This is a genomic window from Pseudoalteromonas sp. 20-MNA-CIBAN-0454 (assembly GCF_040308685.1).
Taxonomy (GTDB): Bacteria; Pseudomonadota; Gammaproteobacteria; order Enterobacterales; family Alteromonadaceae; genus Pseudoalteromonas; species Pseudoalteromonas nigrifaciens.
Window position 1 is genome coordinate 65,151 of sequence record NZ_JBEOOB010000016.1, and the last position, 22,995, is coordinate 88,145.

21 protein-coding genes and 4 tRNA genes are annotated in these 22,995 nt (G+C 40.1%); 13 read left to right on the top strand and 12 right to left on the bottom strand.

Annotation, left to right across the window (positions count from 1 at the left end; genetic code table 11):
• From tatC to AAEZ22_RS09745, 7 genes are all read right to left on the bottom strand, one after another.
• Entirely contained in the window at positions 1–741 is a 741-nt protein-coding gene (gene tatC / locus AAEZ22_RS09715) for a twin-arginine translocase subunit TatC (RefSeq protein ID WP_011329556.1), read from the bottom strand.
• Between the two features lie 48 nt (positions 742–789).
• The gene (gene tatB / locus AAEZ22_RS09720; RefSeq protein ID WP_058374404.1) at positions 790–1,122 is read right to left on the bottom strand and encodes a Sec-independent protein translocase protein TatB; all 333 of its coding nucleotides are present in this window, start codon (positions 1,120–1,122) and stop codon (positions 790–792) included.
• 5 nt (positions 1,123–1,127) lie between these two features.
• Complete coding sequence (gene tatA / locus AAEZ22_RS09725) at positions 1,128–1,376, bottom strand: Sec-independent protein translocase subunit TatA (protein WP_197182253.1); 249 nt, start codon at positions 1,374–1,376, stop codon at positions 1,128–1,130.
• Between the two features lie 80 nt (positions 1,377–1,456).
• A complete protein-coding gene (ubiB, locus tag AAEZ22_RS09730; RefSeq protein WP_197182254.1) occupies positions 1,457–3,058 on the bottom strand; it encodes a ubiquinone biosynthesis regulatory protein kinase UbiB in 1,602 nt (533 codons plus the stop codon).
• Positions 3,059–3,067: 9 nt separating this feature from the next.
• Positions 3,068–3,745 carry a ubiquinone biosynthesis accessory factor UbiJ gene (locus tag AAEZ22_RS09735; protein ID WP_197182255.1) on the bottom strand — a complete coding sequence of 226 codons (678 nt, stop codon included), beginning with the start codon at positions 3,743–3,745 and terminating at the stop codon, positions 3,068–3,070.
• An 11-nt stretch (positions 3,746–3,756) separates the two neighbouring features.
• Positions 3,757–4,512 carry a bifunctional demethylmenaquinone methyltransferase/2-methoxy-6-polyprenyl-1,4-benzoquinol methylase UbiE gene (gene ubiE, locus AAEZ22_RS09740; protein WP_011329553.1) on the bottom strand — a complete coding sequence of 252 codons (756 nt, stop codon included), beginning with the start codon at positions 4,510–4,512 and terminating at the stop codon, positions 3,757–3,759.
• Positions 4,513–4,594: 82 nt separating this feature from the next.
• Entirely contained in the window at positions 4,595–5,578 is a 984-nt protein-coding gene (locus tag AAEZ22_RS09745; protein ID WP_197182285.1) for a GGDEF domain-containing protein, read from the bottom strand.
• Positions 5,579–5,932: 354 nt separating this feature from the next.
• Here AAEZ22_RS09745 and AAEZ22_RS09750 point away from each other — a divergent pair, with 354 nt between their 5' ends.
• Complete coding sequence (locus AAEZ22_RS09750) at positions 5,933–7,714, top strand: DUF885 domain-containing protein (protein WP_086994415.1); 1,782 nt, start codon at positions 5,933–5,935, stop codon at positions 7,712–7,714.
• 408 nt (positions 7,715–8,122) lie between these two features.
• On the top strand, positions 8,123–9,604 hold the full coding sequence (locus AAEZ22_RS09755) for an FMN-binding glutamate synthase family protein (protein WP_182684156.1): 1,482 nt from the start codon (positions 8,123–8,125) through the stop codon (positions 9,602–9,604).
• Positions 9,605–9,688: 84 nt separating this feature from the next.
• Here the strand turns inward: AAEZ22_RS09755 and AAEZ22_RS09760 are convergent, their stop codons facing one another.
• The gene (locus AAEZ22_RS09760; RefSeq protein WP_086994421.1) at positions 9,689–10,318 is read right to left on the bottom strand and encodes a methylthioribulose 1-phosphate dehydratase; all 630 of its coding nucleotides are present in this window, start codon (positions 10,316–10,318) and stop codon (positions 9,689–9,691) included.
• A 216-nt stretch (positions 10,319–10,534) separates the two neighbouring features.
• Here AAEZ22_RS09760 and AAEZ22_RS09765 point away from each other — a divergent pair, with 216 nt between their 5' ends.
• Both AAEZ22_RS09765 and AAEZ22_RS09770 read left to right on the top strand, forming a co-directional pair.
• Positions 10,535–11,308, top strand: a complete 774-nt coding sequence (locus AAEZ22_RS09765) for an amidohydrolase (RefSeq protein WP_197182256.1) — start codon at positions 10,535–10,537, stop codon at positions 11,306–11,308.
• Positions 11,309–11,377: 69 nt separating this feature from the next.
• The gene (locus tag AAEZ22_RS09770) at positions 11,378–12,805 is read left to right on the top strand and encodes a mannose-1-phosphate guanylyltransferase/mannose-6-phosphate isomerase (protein ID WP_089368878.1); all 1,428 of its coding nucleotides are present in this window, start codon (positions 11,378–11,380) and stop codon (positions 12,803–12,805) included.
• A gap of 7 nt (positions 12,806–12,812) precedes the next feature.
• Here AAEZ22_RS09770 and AAEZ22_RS09775 read toward each other — a convergent pair whose 3' ends face one another.
• From AAEZ22_RS09775 to AAEZ22_RS09785, 3 genes are all read right to left on the bottom strand, one after another.
• On the bottom strand, positions 12,813–14,969 hold the full coding sequence (locus AAEZ22_RS09775) for an ATP-binding protein (RefSeq protein WP_011329546.1): 2,157 nt from the start codon (positions 14,967–14,969) through the stop codon (positions 12,813–12,815).
• Positions 14,970–15,194: 225 nt separating this feature from the next.
• Positions 15,195–15,851 (bottom strand): helix-turn-helix transcriptional regulator, encoded by a 657-nt coding sequence (locus tag AAEZ22_RS09780; RefSeq protein ID WP_086994433.1) that lies wholly within the window; start codon positions 15,849–15,851, stop codon positions 15,195–15,197.
• Positions 15,852–16,064: 213 nt separating this feature from the next.
• A complete protein-coding gene (locus AAEZ22_RS09785; RefSeq protein ID WP_011329544.1) occupies positions 16,065–16,436 on the bottom strand; it encodes a histidine triad nucleotide-binding protein in 372 nt (123 codons plus the stop codon).
• 93 nt (positions 16,437–16,529) lie between these two features.
• On the opposite strand from AAEZ22_RS09785, the gene AAEZ22_RS09790 reads away from it, so the two are divergent.
• Positions 16,530–17,132 (top strand): DUF2057 domain-containing protein, encoded by a 603-nt coding sequence (locus AAEZ22_RS09790; protein WP_011329543.1) that lies wholly within the window; start codon positions 16,530–16,532, stop codon positions 17,130–17,132.
• An 87-nt stretch (positions 17,133–17,219) separates the two neighbouring features.
• On the opposite strand, the gene AAEZ22_RS09795 is transcribed toward AAEZ22_RS09790, so the two are convergent.
• Positions 17,220–19,061, bottom strand: a complete 1,842-nt coding sequence (locus tag AAEZ22_RS09795; RefSeq protein ID WP_011329542.1) for a M1 family metallopeptidase — start codon at positions 19,059–19,061, stop codon at positions 17,220–17,222.
• A gap of 143 nt (positions 19,062–19,204) precedes the next feature.
• On the opposite strand from AAEZ22_RS09795, the gene murB reads away from it, so the two are divergent.
• The 8 genes from murB to AAEZ22_RS09835 form a co-directional block, all read left to right on the top strand.
• Positions 19,205–20,215 (top strand): UDP-N-acetylmuramate dehydrogenase, encoded by a 1,011-nt coding sequence (gene murB, locus AAEZ22_RS09800; protein ID WP_089368877.1) that lies wholly within the window; start codon positions 19,205–19,207, stop codon positions 20,213–20,215.
• The gene (birA, locus tag AAEZ22_RS09805) at positions 20,212–21,204 is read left to right on the top strand and encodes a bifunctional biotin--[acetyl-CoA-carboxylase] ligase/biotin operon repressor BirA (RefSeq protein ID WP_011329540.1); all 993 of its coding nucleotides are present in this window, start codon (positions 20,212–20,214) and stop codon (positions 21,202–21,204) included. Before murB ends, birA begins: the two co-directional genes overlap by 4 nt.
• Positions 21,201–21,908 (top strand): pantothenate kinase, encoded by a 708-nt coding sequence (locus AAEZ22_RS09810; protein WP_011329539.1) that lies wholly within the window; start codon positions 21,201–21,203, stop codon positions 21,906–21,908. Before birA ends, AAEZ22_RS09810 begins: the two co-directional genes overlap by 4 nt.
• A gap of 117 nt (positions 21,909–22,025) precedes the next feature.
• Positions 22,026–22,101 (top strand) — tRNA-Thr (locus AAEZ22_RS09815).
• A 41-nt stretch (positions 22,102–22,142) separates the two neighbouring features.
• Positions 22,143–22,227, top strand: a tRNA-Tyr gene (locus AAEZ22_RS09820).
• Between the two features lie 45 nt (positions 22,228–22,272).
• Positions 22,273–22,347 (top strand) — tRNA-Gly (locus tag AAEZ22_RS09825).
• A 12-nt stretch (positions 22,348–22,359) separates the two neighbouring features.
• Positions 22,360–22,435: transfer RNA gene (locus AAEZ22_RS09830), tRNA-Thr, on the top strand.
• Positions 22,436–22,570: 135 nt separating this feature from the next.
• Positions 22,571–22,995 (top strand): GTP-binding protein (locus AAEZ22_RS09835; protein WP_352297102.1); only part of this gene is annotated, 425 nt, incomplete at its 3' end.

The window sequence follows — 22,995 nt, forward strand, 5'->3', positions numbered from 1 at the left end:
TTATTCCTCAGATTCTTGTTGTGGTTTAGCGGTATAAAATTTAGCTAAAATTAGGCCTAGCTCAAACAAAATAAGCATAGGTAGCGCTAATAAAGTTTGTGACAATACATCGGGCGGTGTTAAAAACATCGCTACTACAAAAACACCCACTACAATATAGGGACGTTTTTCTTTTAAGCTTTGCGTTGTTGTAGCGCCGCTCCAGCACAGCAGCATAATGGCTACTGGAATTTCGAAAGCGACACCAAAGGCAAAAAATAGTTTTAGTACAAACCCTAAGTAGCTACTAATATCCGGTGCTAAGGTGAGCATTGCAGGACCCGCACTGGTAAAAAAGCCTAAAATAATTGGCAGTACTACAAAGTAGCAAAAGGCAATACCACCATAAAACAAAAAGATGCTTGAGGCGAGTATTGGCATTAACATGCGTTTTTCGTGCTTATACAATCCCGGAGCTATAAAACCCCAAACCTGGTGTAATATCCACGGAATAGAGGCAAATAATGCGACAAATAACGTTAGTTTAAAAGGGGCAAAAAATGGCGCTGTGACATCAGTTGCTATCATGGTTGCAGTGCTTGGCAAATGTGAAATTAATGGCGCTGCAACAAATGTATAAATGTCGTTTGCAAAATACACTATTGCAATAAAAATAACTAAAATGCTTAATAGTGATTTAATCAGCCGATCGCGTAATTCAATTAAATGCGCGACAAACCCCGATTTTACTTCCTCAGCCATTATTTTTTATACCATTTAGTAAGTTGACCACAAAGTGAGAAATTAATTTCACTTTGTATCATCAATATTTTGCTTATTAGAGGGATCGATTTGAGTTTTTTTATAACTGTGGGTCACAGACTGAGCGGCCTGTTGTAGTTCAGTTAGTGAACTTTGTAGTTCAGGACTTAAATCGGTTAAGTTTTGTTGCTCCGCTTTTTTAAGGTTTTCGTGTAATTCGTGCACACGCAACTCTTCGCTCACTTCAGCTTTCACTGAGTTAGCAAGCGACTTTGCAGTTTTTATCCAGCGGCTTACCGTTCTAATTGCTACAGGTAAACGCTCTGGACCAAGCACCACTAAACCAACAATTAAAACAACAATTAGCTCCCACATCCCCATGCTAATTAAACCTTGTTATTGTCTTTATTTTTTTCAGTATCGGCAGAATCAAGCGGTGCACTTTCTTCTGATTTTTGAATCTGCTCTGGCTTTTCTTTATCTGTATTTTGTTCGTCAGACATTGCTTTTTTAAAGCCTTTAACTGCTCCACCTAAATCACCACCAATACCGCGTAATTTTTTAGTGCCAAACAAAAGTACAATAATTGCTAATACAATCAATAACTGCCAAAGACTAATACCGCCAAATCCCATGTTTATCTCCCGTTTTCATAATTATAAAGTGTATATTTTAAATACTAATTATACGCCTAAAAATGTAAATAGCACTTAGTTTATGTGCTACGCCATGCTGCTATAAAACCAATAATAGCGCTACTTATAGCGATACTTGCAGCAATTAAATCGTGCTGTAAATAAAATAATGCAGCAATAACCATAGCCGCACTGCTAAACAAACCTAAAACCAAAGGTTTATGAGATCTCTTCGGAGCCTGTACTTGAATTTGTGATGGGCGTTTTAAGCTTTGATAAATTAGATCGGGCAGCTCTGGCATTTTTTCGGCCCAAAAGGGTAATTGTGCATACATTTGCTTTATAACCGATAACGGACCAACTTGTTGCTTAACCCAGTCTTCTAAAAAGGGCTTAGCGGTTTTCCATAAATCTAATTGTGGATAAAGCTGGCGGCCTAAACCTTCAACATACAGTAAGGTTTTTTGCAGTAATACCAATTGTGGTTGTACCTGCATATTAAAGCGCCTTGCAGTATTAAATAAATTAACCAATACATGACCAAACGAAATTTCAGCTAAAGGCTTATTAAATATAGGTTCGCAGACAGTGCGAATAGCAAATTCAAACTCTTCAATACTGGTGTCGGGCGGTACCCAACCCGAGTCCACATGCAACTGCGCAACTTGGCGATAATCACGATTAAAAAAGGCTATAAAGTTTTCCGCTAAATAGCGTTTATCTTCTTTGTTTAAGGTGCCTACAATACCGCAATCTATACCAATATATTTAGGGTTTTCGGGGTGCTCACGAGAAACAAAAATATTACCTGGGTGCATGTCAGCATGAAAAAAGCTGTCTCTGAACACTTGGGTAAAAAACACTTCAACGCCACGCTCAGCCAGTAGTTTCATATTGGTGTTTTGCGCTAATAAAGCATCAGTATCTGATACCGCAATACCATAAATACGCTCCATTACTAATATATTATGGCGGCTGTAATCGCTATAAACGGTAGGGATGTAAAGCGAATCTGAGTCTTCAAAGTTACGTTTAAGTTGAATGCCGTTTGCACCTTCGCGCATTAAATCAAGTTCATCAAGTAGAGTCTTTTTGTACTCTTTTACTACTTCCACAGGACGCAGACGTTTTGACTCGTGGTGTACTTTTGCTAACACCTTAGCGAGCTTTTCCATTAAGGCTAAGTCGGCGTTAATTTGTTGATTAATGTTAGGGCGGATTACTTTAATAACTACATCTTGCTCTATACCATTTGTGTCAACTAACGTTGCGGTATGTACTTGTGCTATTGATGCCGACGCCAGTGGTGTTTGTGAAAACTCACTAAAACGCTCGCTTATGTCATTAATTTCGAGAGCTTTTTCTATTATTTTTTGTGCAAGTTCGCCGGGAAAAGGTTCAACCTGATCTTGCAAAAATGCCAGCTCTAATGCAATTTCGTGCGGCAGTAAGTCACGACGCGTAGAAAGCATTTGGCCAAACTTAACCCATACTGGGCCAAGCTGTTGTAGGGCTAAACGTAATCGCAGCCCTGCGGGCTTATCTTTATGCTGATTACGCAGCCAAAATAAACTACCTCGGGCTATTTTCGCAAACCAAGGGATTTTATGTTTTGGTACTAACTCATCTAATCCGTAGCTAAGCAGTGTTTTAGTGATGTAATACAGTCGTGCAGTTGACACAAAAAATCCTTAGCGGGTAGTCAAAGTGGTTAGTAAGGCATTAATGCGTTGTTCTATAGCAGCAACTTGGCCTTTAAGCTCACGGTTTTGTTGTTTAAATTGTTTAAGCTCTAACGGATGAATGGTAATTGCCAATTCATCTTGGCATAAGCTTGTTAGGGTGCGGCTTAACTGCGCTTTTGCTTTATTGCCGTGTTGCTGGAGCGTTTTGAAGTGTAAATATAATTGCTGTGCGGGAGCATCACCAAGGTGCGATGAAAGCTGCTCAGGCCAATCTATATCTAGTGTTGAAAATGCATTGCTATAGGTTTGAGCTATGTTTAAATCGCCTTGTAAATCAAGTTTGTCTTGGCGAATTAGCTGGGTAAGCATGGCTGGGTTTTTTAGCGCAAGCAGGGTGTTAAGGTCGGCGCTAATCATGCAATCTGCGTCTGTATCACTGGTTGCGCTATATAAATGAAGTTGCTTGTCGCTAAACACTAGCAGCAGCTTTAGCTGAGAGCCCCTAACATCAACGACTAAGCGCTGATGCTTAACTGCTGCCAACTTTCCCGATAGGCTTGTATCGAGTTTAAGTGCTTGATTAAGTATTCGCTCCACGAGCGAAAGTACTAAGTTGGGTAACATAAAAAAATCAGTTGAGGGAGCCTCAGTAGAATTTTTTTCGGTTGCTTGCTCAAGCGCCATAATTATTTACCTTAGTACTTAAAGCCACGATGCAGCGCAACAATACCACCGGTTAAGTTTTGATAAGTGGTTTGCTCAAAGCCTGCATCAGACATCATGCTTTTAAGCGTGTCTTGATCTGGATGCATACGAATCGACTCAGCTAAATACTTGTACGATTCGCTGTCGTTTGCCACTAACTTACCCATAGTTGGTAATAAGTTAAATGAATAAAAGTCGTATGCTTTACTGAGTATTTCATGCTCTGGCTTTGAAAACTCTAATACCAGTAAGCGCCCGCCTGGTTTTAAAATGCGGTACATTGAACGTAATGCTTTGTCTTTGTCGGTTACATTACGTAAACCAAATGCAATAGTGATCAGATCAAAGCTATTATCTGGGAATGGTAAGGCTTCAGCGTTCATTTGCACGTAGTCAATATTGCCAACTAAGCCTAAATTATGGAGTTTTTCACGGCCCACTTTTAACATAGACGAGTTAATATCACCGAGTATAACCTGACCGGTTTCTCCGACTAGTTGGCTAAATTTTGCAGTTAAATCGCCCGTACCACCGGCTAAATCTAAAACATGGTGGCCTTTACGAACGCCAGAGCTGGCTATTGTTTGACGTTTCCATAAACGATGTACCCCAAAAGACATTAAGTCATTCATTACGTCATATTTTGCCGCAACTGAATGAAATACGTCTGCAACCATTGAGGCTTTATCGTTTTCGGCTACCGTTTTATAGCCAAAATGCGTGGTCTTTTGTGGTGTTTCGCTCATCATTAATCTCTATCGTGGTAATAAAGACTAGTGTACTTGATTGTGCCCTGAAGGTGCAATTTGAATATGATTTATCAGCTAATTAATGCTCCGCAGTAAAGCTATTTTGCCCTAAAGAGCGTGCTTTAAATGCCGCATTAGAAGCACTTTTAGTTAATTGCTCAAAGTCAGCTTGTTGTTGCTGCGCAATCCCCAAAGAGAGCTTAATTGCAGGTAATGCCAGCGCGTTTTTTGAGCTGATAAAGCGCAGCTTTGCAACACCAGCGCGTACTTTTTCTGCAATTAAATTGGTTGTTTCACAATCTACGTCGGTAAGTAGTACAGTAAATTGATCTTTTGCAGTACGCCCCGCTAGGCCGCTTTGAAACACATATTTTTGTACTTGTTTAGCCACTTTGCTTAAAATTGCTTCTGCGATTACATCGCCAAAGTTATCAATAAAGTGATCTAAATTGTCTATTTGAATAGCAATAGCACAAACCGGTTTATGTTGATTTGCCCATATTTGCACTTGCTTGGTTAAATAATGGCGTTTATACAAGCCAGTTTGACTATCAATAATATGTTGTTTACGCAGGGTGTTAAGCTGCTTTTTAGTTTTTTCGTGGAGTTGTTTAGCATTACTTAATTGTTGTTTAAACTGTTTGTGTTGCGTTAACAGTGTTGCTGTTTGCTGATCTAGCCTTGTAAGTGCGATCCGGCTATTTTTAATGTTATTTTCATCAAGCGAATGCATACACTCGCTAATATGGCCGGCAAAATTAATAAATTGTTTTTCAGTGTGTTGTGCGCTTTTAGACAGCGAGTTAATTACCCCATTAACATTCTCTATCATCGACACTTCAGTGGCATGGCCTTGATTTAAATGCTCAAAATAGAGTTGCTCGGTAAATAAACTGTCAATAAGAGTGTTACTTGCAATAGCGCGCTCAATGGCGCTATTAAGGTCGTTGTTTACTTGGCTAATATAAGTATAAACAACCTGATAATTAAGTGGTGTAGGTGGCAAAGCATGGCGCTCTAAAAATACACACACTTTTGTCATTTTATCTTGTGCTACAGTCATAGAGTCATGGAACATCATTTGCAAATACCAACTAAATACATATGCGTATTAATTTATAAACTCATCCAATGAAGCGTTTCGCATCCAAGCACTTGTACCATAATCATTATATCGGTTATTTAAAAGTAAAAACGACAGTTAGTTATCTAAATTGTAACTTTAGCAACATAATGGCTGCTTTTATCATCAATTACTTTTTGTTTCATTCAAAAGCATGTTTTATTACTGGTTATTAAATACCAACCTACTTATATCAGTCGTATTAGTTTTTGCGTGCTTGGTCGTATTTATCTTGCTATTTATTTAGCCTGCGATAGGTTTACAAAATCTATTTAATTGTGAAGCTATATAATAATGAATCAACTTTTATCTCGACCATTACGCCACTCGCTACTGGGAATTACTTTTTTATGCACCTTAAGTGCATGCCAAACAACCTCACTTAATGCCGATAAGCAATTTACTCAAGTTGCCGAAAACATTGTGCAAAATAGACAAGATGCTAGCCCCTACAGTAATAATCCTCAGGGTGTAGATGGCTACTTACTACCTAACTTAACTGCCGAGTATTTAGCGCAAGAATATAAAAAAAATACCCAGCTACTTGCCGATTTAGATACGGTAAACATTGATAAGTTAAGTGATGAAAATCGGATTAACTTTAGTATTTTGCGTGCTCAAGTGCAAAATAGCGTGGATGAGTATGTATTTAATGCCCACTATATGCCGCTTACATCTGAATATGGGTTTCATTCAAGCTTGTCGTTTATGGTTAAAAGTTCACAATATAAAACGTTACAAGATTATAAAAATTATTTAGCGCGATTAGCTCAGGTACCACGCTTTTTTGAGCAAAATATTTATTGGATGAAACAAGGTTTAGCTATAGGGTTAACGCAGCCTAAAGCTGTACTTAAAGGTTATGAAGATTCAATTAGTGTTTATATTGTTGATGATGTAACACAATCTGAATTTTATCAGCCATTTTTAACGAATACTGCAGGCTTAAGTAGCAGCGAATTTTATGAGCTGCAACTCCAAGCTAAAACAATAATTAAAGAACAAGTAATAGCAGCATATAAAGATTATCTCACCTTTTTTACTGAAGAGTATCAAGCAGGTGCTCGAGACAGTATTGGTATTTCGGCAACGCCTAATGGGGCTGCTTTTTATGCTAATCGCGCCAAGCATTACACCACTACAGATATGACCCCAAAAGAAATTCATGAGTTGGGCCTAAAAGAAGTGGCACGTATTCGTAGCGAAATGGAAGAGGTAATAAAAGAAGTTGGTTTTAAAGGCACGTTCGCTGAATTTATCCACTTTTTACGTACTGATCCGCAGTTCTACGCAACTACTCCAGAGCAGTTACTAAAAGAAGCTGCTTATATTGCTAAAAAAATGGATGCGCAACTGCCTAGATTATTTCATACCTTGCCGCGCAAACCTTATGGCGTAGTGGCTGTTCCCGCCAATATTGCTCCTAAATATACTACAGGGCGTTACTCGGGTTCGAACCGCGACGATCAAGCTGGTTATTACTGGGTAAACACTTATGCGCTAGATAAGCGACCTCTTTACGCGCTAGAGGCGTTAACGCTGCATGAAGCTGTACCAGGGCACCATTTACAAATATCACTTAATGCTGAGCTAGAAAATTTGCCGAGTTATCGTCGTGATGCTTATTTATCAGCATTTGGCGAGGGGTGGGGGCTTTATTCTGAGTACTTAGGAATAGAAGCTGGGTTTTATCAAGATCCATATAGCCGTTTCGGACGTTTAACCTATGAAATGTGGCGCGCTGCACGTTTAGTTGTTGATACGGGAATGCATATGTATGGCTGGAGCCGTGAACGCGCGATGAACTTTATGGGCGATAACACTGCTTTGTCGTTGCACAACGTTAAAACTGAAACAGATCGTTATATTTCATGGCCTGCGCAGGCGTTATCGTATAAAATTGGAGAATTAACTATTAAGCGCTTACGTAAAGAAGCGGAGCAGGCCCTTGGCCAAAAATTTGATGTGCGAGAGTTCCATCATCAAGTGCTACGCCATGGTTCAGTACCGTTATCTGTACTTGAGCAGCAAATTCGTTTGTATATTAAAAACGAACTAGCTAAACAGGATATTTAATTAATCCGCATCAATCGTAATGGCTTATATTAGGGTCTGTTTATCTTTCAAGGTTAAATTTGCAGCAGTGTGTTTGGTATTTAGGCAAGGCAGAGCCTATGTGGTGTGGTTACTCCCCATAAATAGGCGATAACGTAGCATCAATGCCAAACATGCGCTGCCCGAAGGGTTCTGCCTAGGGGCGATTGACTCTTTGTGGCTCGGTTTTTACTTAGCCCACTAGGTTACAAACCTCGCGCCGTGATTAAATCGCCCCTAGTTTGAACAAATTTCAATCCGCAAAGGTCAACAGACCCTAGGGTTATAAATTAATAAAATGCGCATATCATCTATAATAAGTGATATGCGCATTTGTCTATTGAAGCCATTTTCATTTATTGGCGAAAAAGTACTGCAGAGGGGTTTTGAGTGAACAATTTTATAGTTCTAAGTATTAATGTATTTGCGAGCCTTTTTATTGTTGTATTAGGGTTTATAGTTTTATCGGTTATTATTTTTTATTTTAGAGATATAACCCAAACAAAGCATGCAATTAGGCGCAACTATCCGGTAATTGGTCGGTTTCGATATTTTTTTGAGCGCCAAGGAGAATTTTTCCGCCAGTACTTTTTCGCACTTGATAGAGAAGAAATGCCGTTTAATCGTGCTGAACGTAGTTGGGTATATCGCGCTGCAAAAGATGTTGATCATACTGCTGCGTTTGGCTCGACTCAAAGCCTTGAAGTAACCGGTACAGTGATGTTTATGAACTGTGCATTTCCTACTTTAGATGAAGAAGCGCTCGATCCTAGTAATGTGACTTTAGGCCCTTACTGTAAAACACCTTACACCACTAATTCAATATTTAATATTTCAGGTATGAGTTTTGGTGCTTTGTCAAAACCTGCAGTACGTGCTTTATCTAAAGGAGCTAAGCTTGCTGGCTGTTGGTATAATACCGGTGAAGGCGGTTTAAGCCCGTATCATTTAGAAGGCGGGGGAGATATTGTATTTCAAATTGGTACTGCTAAATACGGTGTGCGCGACGATAATGGCAATTTAAGCACTGCTAAATTAAAAGAAATAGCAGCTCACGAACAAGTAAAAATGTTTGAAATAAAGCTAAGCCAAGGCGCTAAACCAGGTAAAGGCGGTATGTTACCAGGGCGAAAAGTTAACGCTGAAATTGCAAAAATACGCGGTATTCCCGAAGGGCAAGATTCAATTAGCCCTAATGGCCATCTTGAAATTAAAAAGCCGTCAGATATTCTTGATATGTTGGCAACCGTACGTAACGCAACCGGTAAACCAACCGGCTTTAAAGCGGTAATTGGTGAGTATACTTGGTTAGAAACTCTTTTCGCTGAAATAAATCATCGCGGTGTTGAGTCAGCGCCCGACTTTATTACTATTGATAGTGCAGACGGTGGCACAGGCGCCGCACCACAGTCATTATTAGATTCAGTGGGCTTACCACTGCGAGAAAGCTTGCCATTAGTAATTAACTTGTTAGAAAAACATGGGCTCAGAGAGCGAGTAAAGGTTATTGCCTCAGGTAAGTTAATCGTACCCTCTAAAGTTGCATGGGCATTAGCACTGGGGGCTGATTTTGTTGTATCTGCTCGCGGCCATATGTTTGCACTAGGGTGTATTCAAGCAATGCAATGTAATAAAGACACTTGCCCTACAGGGATCACCACGCACGACAAGCGCCTGCAACGTGGCTTAAATGTGGCAGACAAAGCACAGCGTGTGGCAAACTATAATAAGTATGTGCACTATGGAGCGGGCTTAATCGCGCACTCGTGCGGCGTATCTAGTGCGCGAGAGTTAAAACGTGAACATGTGCGTATAGTTCAAGAAAGTGGTCTTTCAGAGCCATTAGATAAAATTTACGAAAATTATAAATAACACAGTGAGCATTAAATATATGAGTGCTTAAGCGCACTAAACTAAGCTGCTTTTTTATGCACTCAATATTTATTAGGTCATTAATTATTTATTATTTGCTTGAATGCCGGTAATTTTTAAACGCTCTAATTCACAGCTAAATAAAAATTCCAGCACTTCTAAATGACGACGAACTTCATCAATATTTCGCCCTACAGCATATAAACCATGGCCACGTATAAGCACTCCGTGTTCAATAGGTGTGTGTAAATGATGGTCGCTTACCAATAAACTTAAATGATCTATGTCTTGGTCGTTATTAAAAATAGGAATGCTTAGGGTTTCTAAATGCGAGGTAAAACCGGTTAAAGCTTTTTGCATTTCGTAGCCAGTTAAATCGAGTTTATGACTTTTTGTTATTTGCGAAAGCACGGTAGCCGCAACAGAATGCGTGTGCAGTACACATTGCGCTTCGGGAATTAGCTGATACAAGCTCAAGTGCAGTTGTGTTTCGGCTGAGCGTTTTTTTGTTCCTGCCAAAGGCTTGCCTTGTAGATCTAGCTGTAAAAAGTGCTCATTGGTCAACTTGCCTTTATCTTGGCCACTAGCTGTTATTACAAAGCCCGACTCAGTTCTTGCTGAAAAATTCCCACCGGTTGCGGGTATCCACTCTTTTTGGCTAACCCACTTCCCAGCTTCAATAAGTTGCGAAATAGCGGTATTGTTGTTTTGCATATATTCCTCACAAACGAGCATCAGTTAATTGTATTTAGACGGCTAAACTTCTATATTAAGTGATGGTAGCACCGCTTTGCGTGCAAAACCACAATTAAGGATATAGAGTGTTAATAACTAAGCTATCAGCATAAGGTATGTTTTATCAAACTCTAATAACAATTAAGTTGGTTTAGCTAAAAACACTAAAAACTTAAAAGAGGGCGGCACAAAACTATGTCAACTTTAACACTTACATTATTGCAAAGCTCACTACACTGGCTCGATAAAGACGCTAATTTAGCTATGTTTAATAAGCAGCTAGATGCAGTGACTCAGCAGTCAGACTTGATTTTACTGCCCGAAACCTTTGCCACAGGCTTTGCAATAAACTTAGATTGCGCTGAGCCTGAAAACGGCAAAGTACTTACCTGGTTAAAGGCGCAAGCGCATAAACATAACGCAGTAATTGCAGGCTCAGTATTTGTTACGCAAGGCAGTAAAAAGGCCAATCGGTTTTATTGGGTGCAGCCCAATGGAGAAGTAGACTTTTACGATAAGCGTCATTTGTTTTGTTTAGGCAACGAAGGCGACTTTGTAGTAGCAGGACAAGCGCGCAAAGTGTTTACTATTAATGGCTTTAAGCTATTACCACAAGTGTGCTACGACCTACGCTTTCCGGTATTTCAGCGCAATAACAACGATTACGATGTAATGATTAATATTGCTAATTGGCCCGCAGTGCGACGCCATGTTTGGGATACATTATTAATGGCGCGAGCGATGGAAAATGTATGTTATGTGGTTGGGGTAAATCGCATTGGTGATGATGCCAATGGTGTTGCTCACAATGGTGGCACAGCGGTATATGACTTTAAAGGTGATGCTTTAGTAAAAGCTGCAGATAATAGCCAAGCGCTAATAACCACTACTTTACACAAAGCACCATTAAATGACTTTAAGGCTAAATTTCCGGCGCATTTAGATGCGGATGCTTTTAACTTAGTATAAAGCAGCTTAAATTAGCCAGCGGCTAATTAAGTGTTAAAATAGCCGCTGATATTTATTGGCGGCAGCACTATGAACAACTCTTTAATTACTCCAGTTATTTTAGCGGGCGGCATTGGCTCTCGTTTATGGCCGTTGTCGCGCCAAGCAATGCCAAAACAGTTTTTACCCTTACTCGATGCTGAACCTACTGGGCAGTCGTTATTACAAAATACCCTAACACGGGTAACCGGTAGGGTATTCAATCGAGCTATTTTAGTGTGTAACGAACAGCACCGATTTATTGCCGCTGAGCAAGCTGCTAGTGCAAATCCGCGCGCATTACTTTTAGAGCCCACAGGTAAAAATACTGCCCCAGCAATTGCTTTAGCTGCGCATTATGCGCTACAAAATGGCATAACAGGGCCACTGTTAGTTATGCCAGCGGATCATCATATAAATAATTTTAACTTACTCACCGAGCAGTTACACGGCGCGACAATATTAGCTGAGCAAGGTAAATTAGTTACCTTTTCTATTACGCCTACCGAGCCACACACAGGTTACGGGTATATAAAACAAGGAAGCGCCATTACCGGTACTGACTGCTTTGAAGTAGCTGAATTTAAAGAAAAACCCAGCTTAACCACCGCAACAAGCTACCTGTTAGATGGAAGTTATAGTTGGAATAGCGGTATGTTTTTGTTTACTGCTGCAGCGTATTTACAAGAGTTGGCTCGCTTTGCACCTAAAATTGCCAATTGTGTGGCTAACGCCGCCAATTTTAGTCAGGACTTAGGCTTTACACGCCCCAGTGCAAAAACGCTCGAAGCTTGCCCGAGTGACTCCATAGATTATGCTATTTTAGAGCGCAGTGATAACGTAGTTGTCATGCCTGTTGCCTTAAACTGGAGTGACGTAGGTGGTTTTTCATCACTTGCTAAGTTGCTAAAAAAAGATCCGCAAGGCAACAATGTAAATGCTAATTATGTAGCGCAAAACAGTAAAAACAATCTAATAATAAGCGAAACCGATCATACTATTGCCACCTTAGGGGTAAGTAATTTAGCTGTTATTCATACCCACGATGCCACACTTATTGCGAATCAAAATGAGCTTGATGCACTGCCGTTATTACTCAAAAAAGTAGCGCTTACGCAAACTGACAAGTTAACCCACCACCAAGTTGTTTATCGGCCGTGGGGAAATTATCGTACCTTGGTAGAAAGCAGTGGATTTAAGGTTAAAAAAATAACCGTAAACAGCGGCGCTAAGCTCTCTACGCAGCGCCATCAATATCGTGCCGAGCATTGGGTAGTTGTATCTGGGGTTGCCGATGTATGCATTGATAAGCAAGCACTAACACTCAGTGCAGATCAGTCTTGTTATATTGCCGCTAAGCAAATTCATAGTTTGGCTAATAATAAAAATACACCGTTAATAGTAATTGAGGTACAAACAGGCACTATTTTAGATGAAAGCGACATTGAACGGTTTGATGATAAATATGGCAGAAACTAACAACGCTTTACTGCAGCCCTTTGCGTACACACCTTAAATACTCTTCTAAACTTTGCTGCCAAAGGTCGAGCGCTTCATTGATGGCGTTTTTTAGCGGCTTTTTATCAAGCATACGACGCTCTATTTTTTTCAGCGCTAAACCATAACGGTTAAAGCCCAGCTGTAGTGCGGTATTGGCTTGGCGATGTAATAATTTAATGCATTGCTCGGGCTGTTGTTCTACGAGCGCTTGGCAGTGATTTAGTTTACTGCGGGTAGAGAGCACAAACTCGTTATAAATAGACGACACTTCATCAATACTAAAAGAGCTGGTAAGCGTTTCGCTAGCGCTTGCGTCATATAAAGTATCAACCAAATCTACAGCTACAGTAGCCGTTTTAGTTGACTGTGAATCGCTTAGTGCTTGGCGCAATTTTTGGTGTTTAATAGGTTTACCTACAATGTCTTTTATACCCAGCGCTAAGTACTCTTTTACCTCACTAGGGCTTAAGCTTGCAGTAAAGGCTAGTACGGGAGTGCGCTGGTTTTTATGCTCAATTTTAGCCAATGTTTTAAGTACTTGTTGGCCGGTCAAATCAGGTAGGTTCATATCGAGCAGCACTACATCAAAATGATGCGCTTGCATTAACTCTATTGCAGTTTTACCGTCTTTTGCTAACTTAATTTTATGTTCGTCGTCGGCCATAAATTCTACGGCTATTTTTTGATTTAAATCTAAATCCTCTACTAACAACACCTTTAAACCGGTTAAATAATCTTTACTTTGATGACGTTGCGCTACTAGGCTGAGTTCGCCCAGCGCACACGTAATATCAAAGCTAAACACGCTGCCACTCCCTAGGCTACTGGCTATTTCTAACTTGCTATGCAGTTTTTCGAGTAAGCGGCTGGTTATTGCTAAACCAAGGCCTGTACCGCCTTTTTCTTTTCCGGCGCTACTTTGCACATAGGGTTCGGTTAGGTAGGCTATTTCGTCATTCTCGATGCCGGGGCCTGAGTCTTTTACGCTTATTTTAATAGTGTGTTCAAGTTGTTTTTCAGTGATTAGATCAATTTGAATTTTAACGCTACCTTGGTCGGTAAATTTAATTGCGTTACCCACAAGGTTAATAATAATTTGTCTGAGTTTTTGCTGATCGCAGTAGTAACAGGCTTGATCGGGTATATTGCAAAGTAGCTCAAACTTAAGTTGCTTTTGCTCTGCCAGAGGGCTTAGTAATAAGCATAAATTTTGTATCCAAGTTTTAAACTCAATATCTTCTTCGTAAAGAGCTTCGTCGCTTTGATCAAGGCTGGCGTAGTCGAGTACTTTATCAACCAGTAAATTAAGGGATTCGGCAGAGTTAATAATTGCCTCGCAATAGGCTTTATTGCGAGCATCACTTGTTTGGTTCATAACTAACTGAGCACTGCCTAAAATGCCGTTTAAAGGGGTGCGAATTTCGTGGCTGATAGTTGATAAAAACAACCCACGTATTTCTAGGTCTTTACGGGCTTTTTTAGTGAGCTTATTAAGATGCTGCTCTCTGCGCTCATTACACAACAGTGCCATGCCAGCGGCATAAAACATAGGTGCTATAACCCCGTTTAAAAAAAGTAACGAGCTAAACCAAGGGCTTAATAGGGTGTCATGTTGCTCAATTTTTTGCATAAATATCGAGCGGGCAATAAAGCTTACGGCAACTAAAGTTAAAATTATAATATAAACAATGCTGCCGTTGGGATAGGGCTTACGTGCATACTTTATAAATATAAACAGTAAAAATGCAGCTTCAGCTATATGCTGTATATCAGATATAAACAGCCTATCTTGAATAGATGGCGACAAAAAGCTGTAATAACCCAGCATTACGCTGCTAAAAGCAGTAAATGCACAAACAAGTTTAAAGCCAATACCGCGATAATCTAAAAACTGGCTAATAGCAAGGCAATGCACAATTGAGGCCGCAAACATCAATATATTGGCAATGCTAATGGCGACAAGTTCAGGGACTCGCCCGATCAGAGTAAAGCCAATAATAACGCCGAGCAATAAAACAGGATAAAAAATATAAAGCAGAGTGCCTGGAGTGTGTTTATTGGTGCGCCAGGTTAAAAAATTTAGCAGGGTCATTACAACCATAACGGCGATACTGGCAAAATATAGGGTAAAAGAGTCGAGCATTGAGGCACCAATAGCGTGTTATTAGATTAAAAGTATAACAATAATTACTTAACCGAAAATAGCTCAATATATTATTTAACACCTTGAGCTGTATTGAAATTAAAACGTATACTTTATTCGCTGGGGAGCGACTTATTATTTAAAATTTGAGCTTGCTGATTAAGCTTGCCCAGATACAAAAACAGACACGTATGTGCCTGTTTTGTGTTTAAACTAAAGTTTAAATTAACGTATTTCGTCTGGAATATGCTGCTGTGCCCACGATAGTAGCTCAATACGGTTACGACATTTTGTTTTTCTAAATGCGCTGTATAAATGAGTTTTAACTGTGTGTGGGCTAATGCTTAGCTCTTCAGCAATTTCTTTATTTTTTGAGCCATTACTCATTAATGAAATTATGGCTTTTTCGCGCTTGGTAAGTTTAACTGGCTCAATATCGCCTTCGGTAAGCTTATGCAGTGCATCTTTATTAAACTGCAACATACGATTTAATGCATTACACATTATATCTCTGCGATACCAAAGTTGATCTTCAAGTAGTAAGCGAATACCTTTCATCAATACATCGGCGTTATCTGTGGTGTAAAATACACCACGAATTCCGCTAAGTAAGGCACGATTAGCAAGCTCTGGGTTTTCATCCAAATTAAATAATACGATATCGCATTTAATCCGTAAATTAACCAGTTGCTCTTTTAATTTTCCCCACGCATCTTTGCTCGATGTTTCGATAAACAAAAGTCGTGTTCCTACAGGCACATCTAAAATATTGGTGCCTGTGGTTACGCTAATACCTTGCGTTTTTAACAAAGGTTCTAAAACGTTAATACCAATAGTGTTAATGGGCTCTTCATCTAATAACAAAAAGGCTGAACTGCTCATATTATTTTTACTCTTTTATAAAGCTTATGATTAAGTTTACCACGACCTCCACACCTTTTGTATTAGAAAGTCGCGTTGTAACGCAAAAAGCAAGTACGATATTATGATTATTTAAACATAAAATGTTGCAAATAAGTAATTATTTATTGATTGCGATTACAAAATAAAACAACCTAAAAAGCTTATAACTAATTGTATAAAATAAATAGCTGTTTATAGCGCCACTTTTTTGGTGTTTTGATAAGGAGGCCAGCCCATCTCTTTACCTGCAAGCATATGTAAATGAATATGATATACGGTTTGGCCACCATGTTCATTGCAATTCATGACCACTCGGTAGCCATCGTCGGCAAAGTTTAGTTGCTTGGCTAATTTAGCCGCTACTACATATAAATTACCTACTAAATGCGAGTTTTCAGGCGTTACATCGTTAATAGTAGCAATTGCCTTTTTGGGGATAATAAGTGCGTGAAATGGCGCCTGAGGGTTTATATCTTTAAAGGCGAGAGTATGCTCATCTTCATAAATAATATCAGCTGGGATCTCACGATTAATTATTTTAGTAAAAATAGTCTCTTGGCTCATTATATGGCCCCTAATTAAGTATGATTAAAGTAAGCTCCACTAATGACAAACTTTACAAGCAGTGTCAAACTGAAATCAAATAAAGGAGAAAATATGCGTAAATCAATATTATTAGGTAGTGCCGCAGCGCTATTGTTTAGTGTGTCGAGCATGGCAGAAAATATTCACTTTCCAGAAGAGTTTGTACCTCTGCAAGTTGGTGAGCGTGTTATTGAAAGCTCGATATTTAGCCGTGTTGATGACATAGAGCTAGCACCGGGTAGTTATAAATTAAAGCTTAAATATACTGACTTGTATGACCTAGGTTACGACGATCACGAAGTGGTAGAGTCTGAACCATTTTGGGTAAATGTAACTATTGAAGCAGGTAAAGATTATACTTTAGAGTTTAATCGTGCCAAAAATGCGGTTGCGGCTAAAGTATTTGCACAGTCGCCACAAGTAAGCTTAAAAGCAAAAGGAAGTGCACTGGCTGCGCCATTAAGTGTAATTTCTAATGCCCAGCTTACAAACACTGTGCCAGTACAGCAAGTTAGTAATACAACGGCAATGGCAACAAGCGCCAGCGAAGTAAGTAAACTCGTTGCACCTATTAATGGTAAGGGCATGCCTAGCGCAGCAGCAATGCTCGACTTTTGGTGGCAACAAGCAACTCCAGCTCAGCAACAAGCCTTTTTAGAAAAAGTAACCAAGTAGCTTTTTTATGCAATTAAAAAGGGCCGAATGTCGGCCCTTTTTGTATTTTAAACACTCGCTTATTAAGCTCGTTTTTATTTAAATAATTTATTCAAATAATGCGTCTATAGTGCCATGTGCTAGTGGGTGATAACCCGGGCGTGCTTTTAAGTACACGCTTTGTGCCCAGTCTTTTTTGCCGTTATCAATAAGTGACTTATAAAGCGGGACAATTAGCTTGCGACGACCAATACTGGTTAAGTGCTTATCAAGCGCCGGATAAATTGGCTGGTAGCCATTACCTACCGCTAGCATAAACCAAGCAAATGCACGCTCAGCGTTAGTTGATTGCGTTAAGTTATACGCAGTATCAAGCTCGCTCATATGTGTTTGGCTTAAATCGCGCGGTAAGTTATTTAAAAAGTGCAACCATTCATGCACCGACCAATTAGCTGTAGGCAATTGCGCTGCTGTGATATCGCCATTTAACCAAGTAGCTGTTGCTGTATCTACTTTATCAAAAGCATCTGATGTTGGATTAGGTGTATCGCTTGGTAAACCTGGCGCAAAAATCCATTCATTTACTTTATCCATGCTCACAATACCAGGGTACTTATCAATTAAGTTAGCTTTTAGGTAAGTAACAAATTGTGCAGTGGTTAAAGATTTAAAGGCAAATTCGTTAAAGTAAGTTTTTACAAAGGCGTCAAACTTATCGCGGCCATATTTTTCTTCTAGGTAAATTAAGAATAACTGCCCTTTGGTATAAGGTACAGAGCTAAACGCATCATCAGGATCGCGGCCATTAAGCTTTAAGTTAAGGCGCGTGTCTGGTGCATCAAGCGTTTTAATTTGGGCGCGAATACCTGCTGCATCAAGGGCTTGTTCCATTACTGCGCGGTCGCGACCAAATACTTCTTCCATAATGCGGTTTTCAACGTACGAGGTAAAACCTTCGTTTAACCATAAATCTTCCCAGGTTGCATTGGTAACTAAGTTACCAGACCAAGAATGAGCAAGCTCATGTGCAATTAGATTTACTAAGCTTTTGTCGCCTGCAACCACGGTTGGGGTAATAAACGAAAGGCGTGGGTTTTCCATGCCACCAAACGGAAAACTTGGCGGTAGCATAAGCAAATCGTAACGACCCCATGCATAATCGCCGTAAAGTGCGTTAGTTTTATCGATCATCGCTTGGGTGTCGTTAAATTCGGCAACTGAAGCATCTAAAATAGTTGGCTCAGCAAAAATACCGGTTTGATGCGACATTGCTTTAAATTCTAAATTACCTGCGCCAATAGCAATTAAGTAAGGCGAAATAGCTTGTGGCATATCAAAAATATAGTCGCCATCTTTATAAAGTGCGTCTTTATTGTCGGCACTCATTACCGCACGTATATCTTTAGGGGTATGAATGCGCGCTGAGTACGTTACTCGCATTGCTGGCGTGTCTTGTACTGGGATCCAGCTACGTGCATGAATTGCTTGCGATTGGCTGTACATAAACGGGTGTGTTTTGCTGGCTGTTTGCTCTGGTGTTAACCATTGTAGGCCAGACGCTTCAGGGCGGCTATTATAGTAAATACGTACTTTTGGCGCTTGGCTTTTAAAAGTAATAGTTAATTTTGAGCCTTTAACATCATCGCGTGTTGCTAAACTAAATTTAGCTTTATGCCATGTGCCGTTTTGCGTTTGATACATTACTTTATCAATATCTAAATCGCGAGTATCGAGCACTAGAGTTTTACTGTTGTTATTTTGCCATTCTAGGGTGTGCTCAACAAAACCTTCTAATTGCTTGTCGGCAAAGTCGACATCTAAATCAAGGTTTAAATGCGTAGTAATAACGTCATTAAGATTAGCATACGAGTTTTGATCAATAGCATTGGCCATTGCTTGTGAGCACATACCAGCCATAGCTAGGCTTAAAAAAAGAGGTGTGATTTTCATAATTACCCTGAACACAAATAAATAAGTGTTGGTTTTATATCATGATTGGCGAGGCGGGTTGAGCAATTTTTACATTCAGATGCGCTATTTGCGACAATGCGTTAAACTAACGCGATTAGTTACCGGTATATTTAGAGAGCTTTGTGGCGCACTCATTACAAACGTTACATACATTTGCATTAACCAGCCAATGCCAACAATTTGTTAAAATTAATAACCTAGAGCAGCTTAAAACGCAAAGCTTTAAGCCTCCATTTTGCCTATTAGGCGAGGGCAGTAATACAGTATTTTTAAATGATTACACCGGTACTGTTATTAAAATGGCAACTCAAGGTGTACAAATAAAAGAGCGCGCAAACGATTACTTAATTAGCGTGGCCGCTGGCGAAAACTGGCATCAACTAGTCAGCGAGCTGTTGGCTAAAAACATTCCCGGGCTTGAAAACCTAGCGCTTATTCCCGGTACTGTGGGTGCTGCGCCGGTGCAAAATATTGGTGCCTACGGAGTTGAATTGGCTAAATTTGTAGAGTCGGTTGAGTATTTTGATATAGCAAACAAAACCTTTAATACCTTAAATAATGCGCAATGTGAATTTGGCTATCGCGATTCTATTTTTAAACACGCGTTAAAAAATAAAGCGGTGATCACTACTGTGCATTTAGCCTTGCCTAAAGGGTGGCAGCCGGTATTGAGTTATGGACCGCTGCAGCAACTTGCAGCCGTTACGCCACAAGCGGTATTTGAGCAAGTAATAGCAACACGTAACAGCAAATTGCCCAATCCTTATACCTTACCTAATGCAGGTAGTTTTTTTAAAAACCCCATTATTACTAATCAATGTTTAGCTGCTTTATTAACTACCTTTGCAGATTTACCGCATTATAAACACGGTGCAAAGCACCATAAAGTGGCTGCGGGTTGGCTAATAGAGCAAGCGGGTTTAAAAGGCTACCGCATTGCAGGTATTGAGGTACATAAACAACAAGCCCTAGTGCTAGTAAATTACGGCCAAAGCCAAGGAAGCGATTTAATTGCGATGATTAAACATATTCAACACAGCGTATTTTCTCGTTACAACATTATGTTAGAGCACGAAGTACGCTTAATTAATAACAGTAGTGAATGCCATATTACAGCGGATCCAACGCCATGAAAGCACCCGATGGGAATAAACTCGCCATTTTAAATGCCCTCAATCAAGGTGGTTTTATTTCAGGGCAGGTATTAGGCGAGCAACTGGGTATTAGCCGCGCAGCTATTAGTAAGCATATTAAAAGCTTACAAGAAATGGGCTTAGATATTTTTAAGGTAACTGGTAAAGGTTACAGCTTAAATAGCCAAGTCGGACTGTTAAACCAAGCGCAAATACAACAACACTATCAAGCGTTAGGTGCAACTACCGCCAAAGTAGAAGTACACCCCATAATAGACTCCACTAATAGTGAGCTAATGCGCCGCATACAAGCAAAAACTGAGCTTGAATCGGGTACTGTTATTGTGGCCGAAATGCAGCAGTTGGGGCGTGGGCGTCGGGGCCGGGTTTGGCAGTCGCCATTTGGAGCCAACTTATATTATAGTTACTTTTGGCGCTTAGATGATGGCATACAAGCCGCTATGGGCGTATCTATAGTGGTTGGCTTAGCTGTATATGATGCTATTAAAGCGCTATACAACATAGAAGTAGAGCTAAAATGGCCTAACGATATTTACCTCAATAAACAAAAGCTCGCTGGCGTATTAGTTGAGCTCGACGCGCAACCGCAAGGTCCTTGTCAGTTAGTTATAGGCATAGGTATTAACTTACAAATGCCAGAGAGCTTTAGTCAGCACATTGATCAAGCATGGACTGATTTAAGTCAACATACGCAGCAGCTTAATAAAAATCAGTTGGTTGCCTCGCTTACTTATTATTTAGAGCAGCGTTTAGAGCAGTATAGTGAAAGCGGTTTACAGAGCATGCATCAGCAATGGAATGCTTTAAATGCATTTGCTGGTGAATGTGTAGAGCTAAATACCGGACATCGTAGTTGGCGCGGAATATGTGAGGGAATAGACCCACAAGGCGGAATTCGTATTCGCCAAGATGGTGAAGTAAAAAGCTATTACGGCGGCGAAATTTCGCTCAGAAAGGCGCAACTATGAAATTACTCATTGATGTAGGCAATACTTCACTTAAAGCTAAGCTGTGGCAAAACGAGCAAGTTCAAGCATGTGATTTAAATAATTTACCTTGGCATGCAATTACACACGTTATTTATGCTTGCGTAGGGCGCAGTGAGCTACTTAATGCTATTTTAGCGCAAGCCGCCTTTAATAGTATTAGCTGCTTTGAAGCTAAAGTAACTAAAACGCTAGGTGGGCTCACCTGTGCTTACGAGCACTTTAATAATTTAGGCATAGATAGATGGCTGGCACTTATTGCAAGTTTTACCTTGTATCCAAATAAGGCCTGCATAGTTGTTGATGCCGGTACGGCTACCACAATTGATGTACTCAATTGTGACGGGCAGCACTTAGGTGGCTGGATTTTACCTGGCCTTGATTTAATGACCCGCTCGTTAACGCAAAATACCCAGCGCGTTTTTGATGATGAAAATACGCCATTTACTAATCAACTGGGAATAAACACCCCAAATGGTTTAAAAAATGGTGCCTTGGTTGCCACCATAGGAGCAATTAACCAAGCTAAACCTTATTTAAATGATAAAAATACGCAAATTATTTTTGCCGGTGGTTATGGTTCGTTATTACAACAGCAATTCAAAGAGAGTATTTTTGATCCTATGCTGGTTATTAAAGGCTTAAATTATTGGTATGAATTAGATGAAAACAGCAATAAATTATAAAAAAGCCGGTTTTTGCCTGAATTGTGAGCATTTAAACAATAAATTCTCATTTATTTTAATTTTATAGTTGCATCCCAATAAAGCTTACTCTAATATCTCGCCCCGTACTAAAGCAGTGCCGACTTAGCTCAGCTGGTAGAGCAACTGACTTGTAATCAGTAGGTCAACCGTTCGACTCGGTTAGTCGGCACCACTTTCCTTTTTACCGAAAGTGCATTAGTAAAGAATTATCGTGGAGGGGTTCCCGAGCGGCCAAAGGGATCAGACTGTAAATCTGACGGCTCAGCCTTCGCTGGTTCGAATCCAGCTCCCTCCACCACTTTATTCTTGACGGTTAGAGGTATTTTAAGAACAGGTTCCTAACGCGGGCATCGTATAATGGCTATTACCTCAGCCTTCCAAGCTGATGATGCGGGTTCGATTCCCGCTGCCCGCTCCAGTTTATGGTGATGCTGATATAGCTCAGTTGGTAGAGCGCACCCTTGGTAAGGGTGAGGTCGGCAGTTCGACTCTGCCTATCAGCACCAGTTTTAAGAACCTCCTTAAGCGCTTCCTTTATCTGTCAGAAAAAACTATTTGAAATTTGAAAAAATCAACTTAATCTACCTATGGTGGATTATTTTCATATGTAATATAGATACACAAAACTGATAGGTTCCGTCATGGCAAAAGCAAAGTTTGAACGCGTAAAACCGCATGTTAACGTAGGTACAATTGGCCACGTTGACCACGGTAAAACTACATTAACTGCAGCAATCACTAACGTACTTGCAAAAGTATACGGCGGTGTTGCTAAAGATTTCGCATCAATCGACAACGCTCCAGAAGAGCGCGAGCGCGGTATCACAATTTCAACGTCTCACGTTGAATACGATACGCCTACTCGTCACTACGCACACGTAGATTGTCCTGGTCACGCCGATTATGTTAAAAACATGATCACTGGTGCTGCTCAAATGGACGGTGCTATTTTAGTAGTAGCTGCGACTGATGGTCCTATGCCACAAACACGTGAGCACATCCTACTTTCTCGCCAAGTTGGCGTTCCTTACATCATCGTGTTCATGAACAAATGTGACATGGTTGA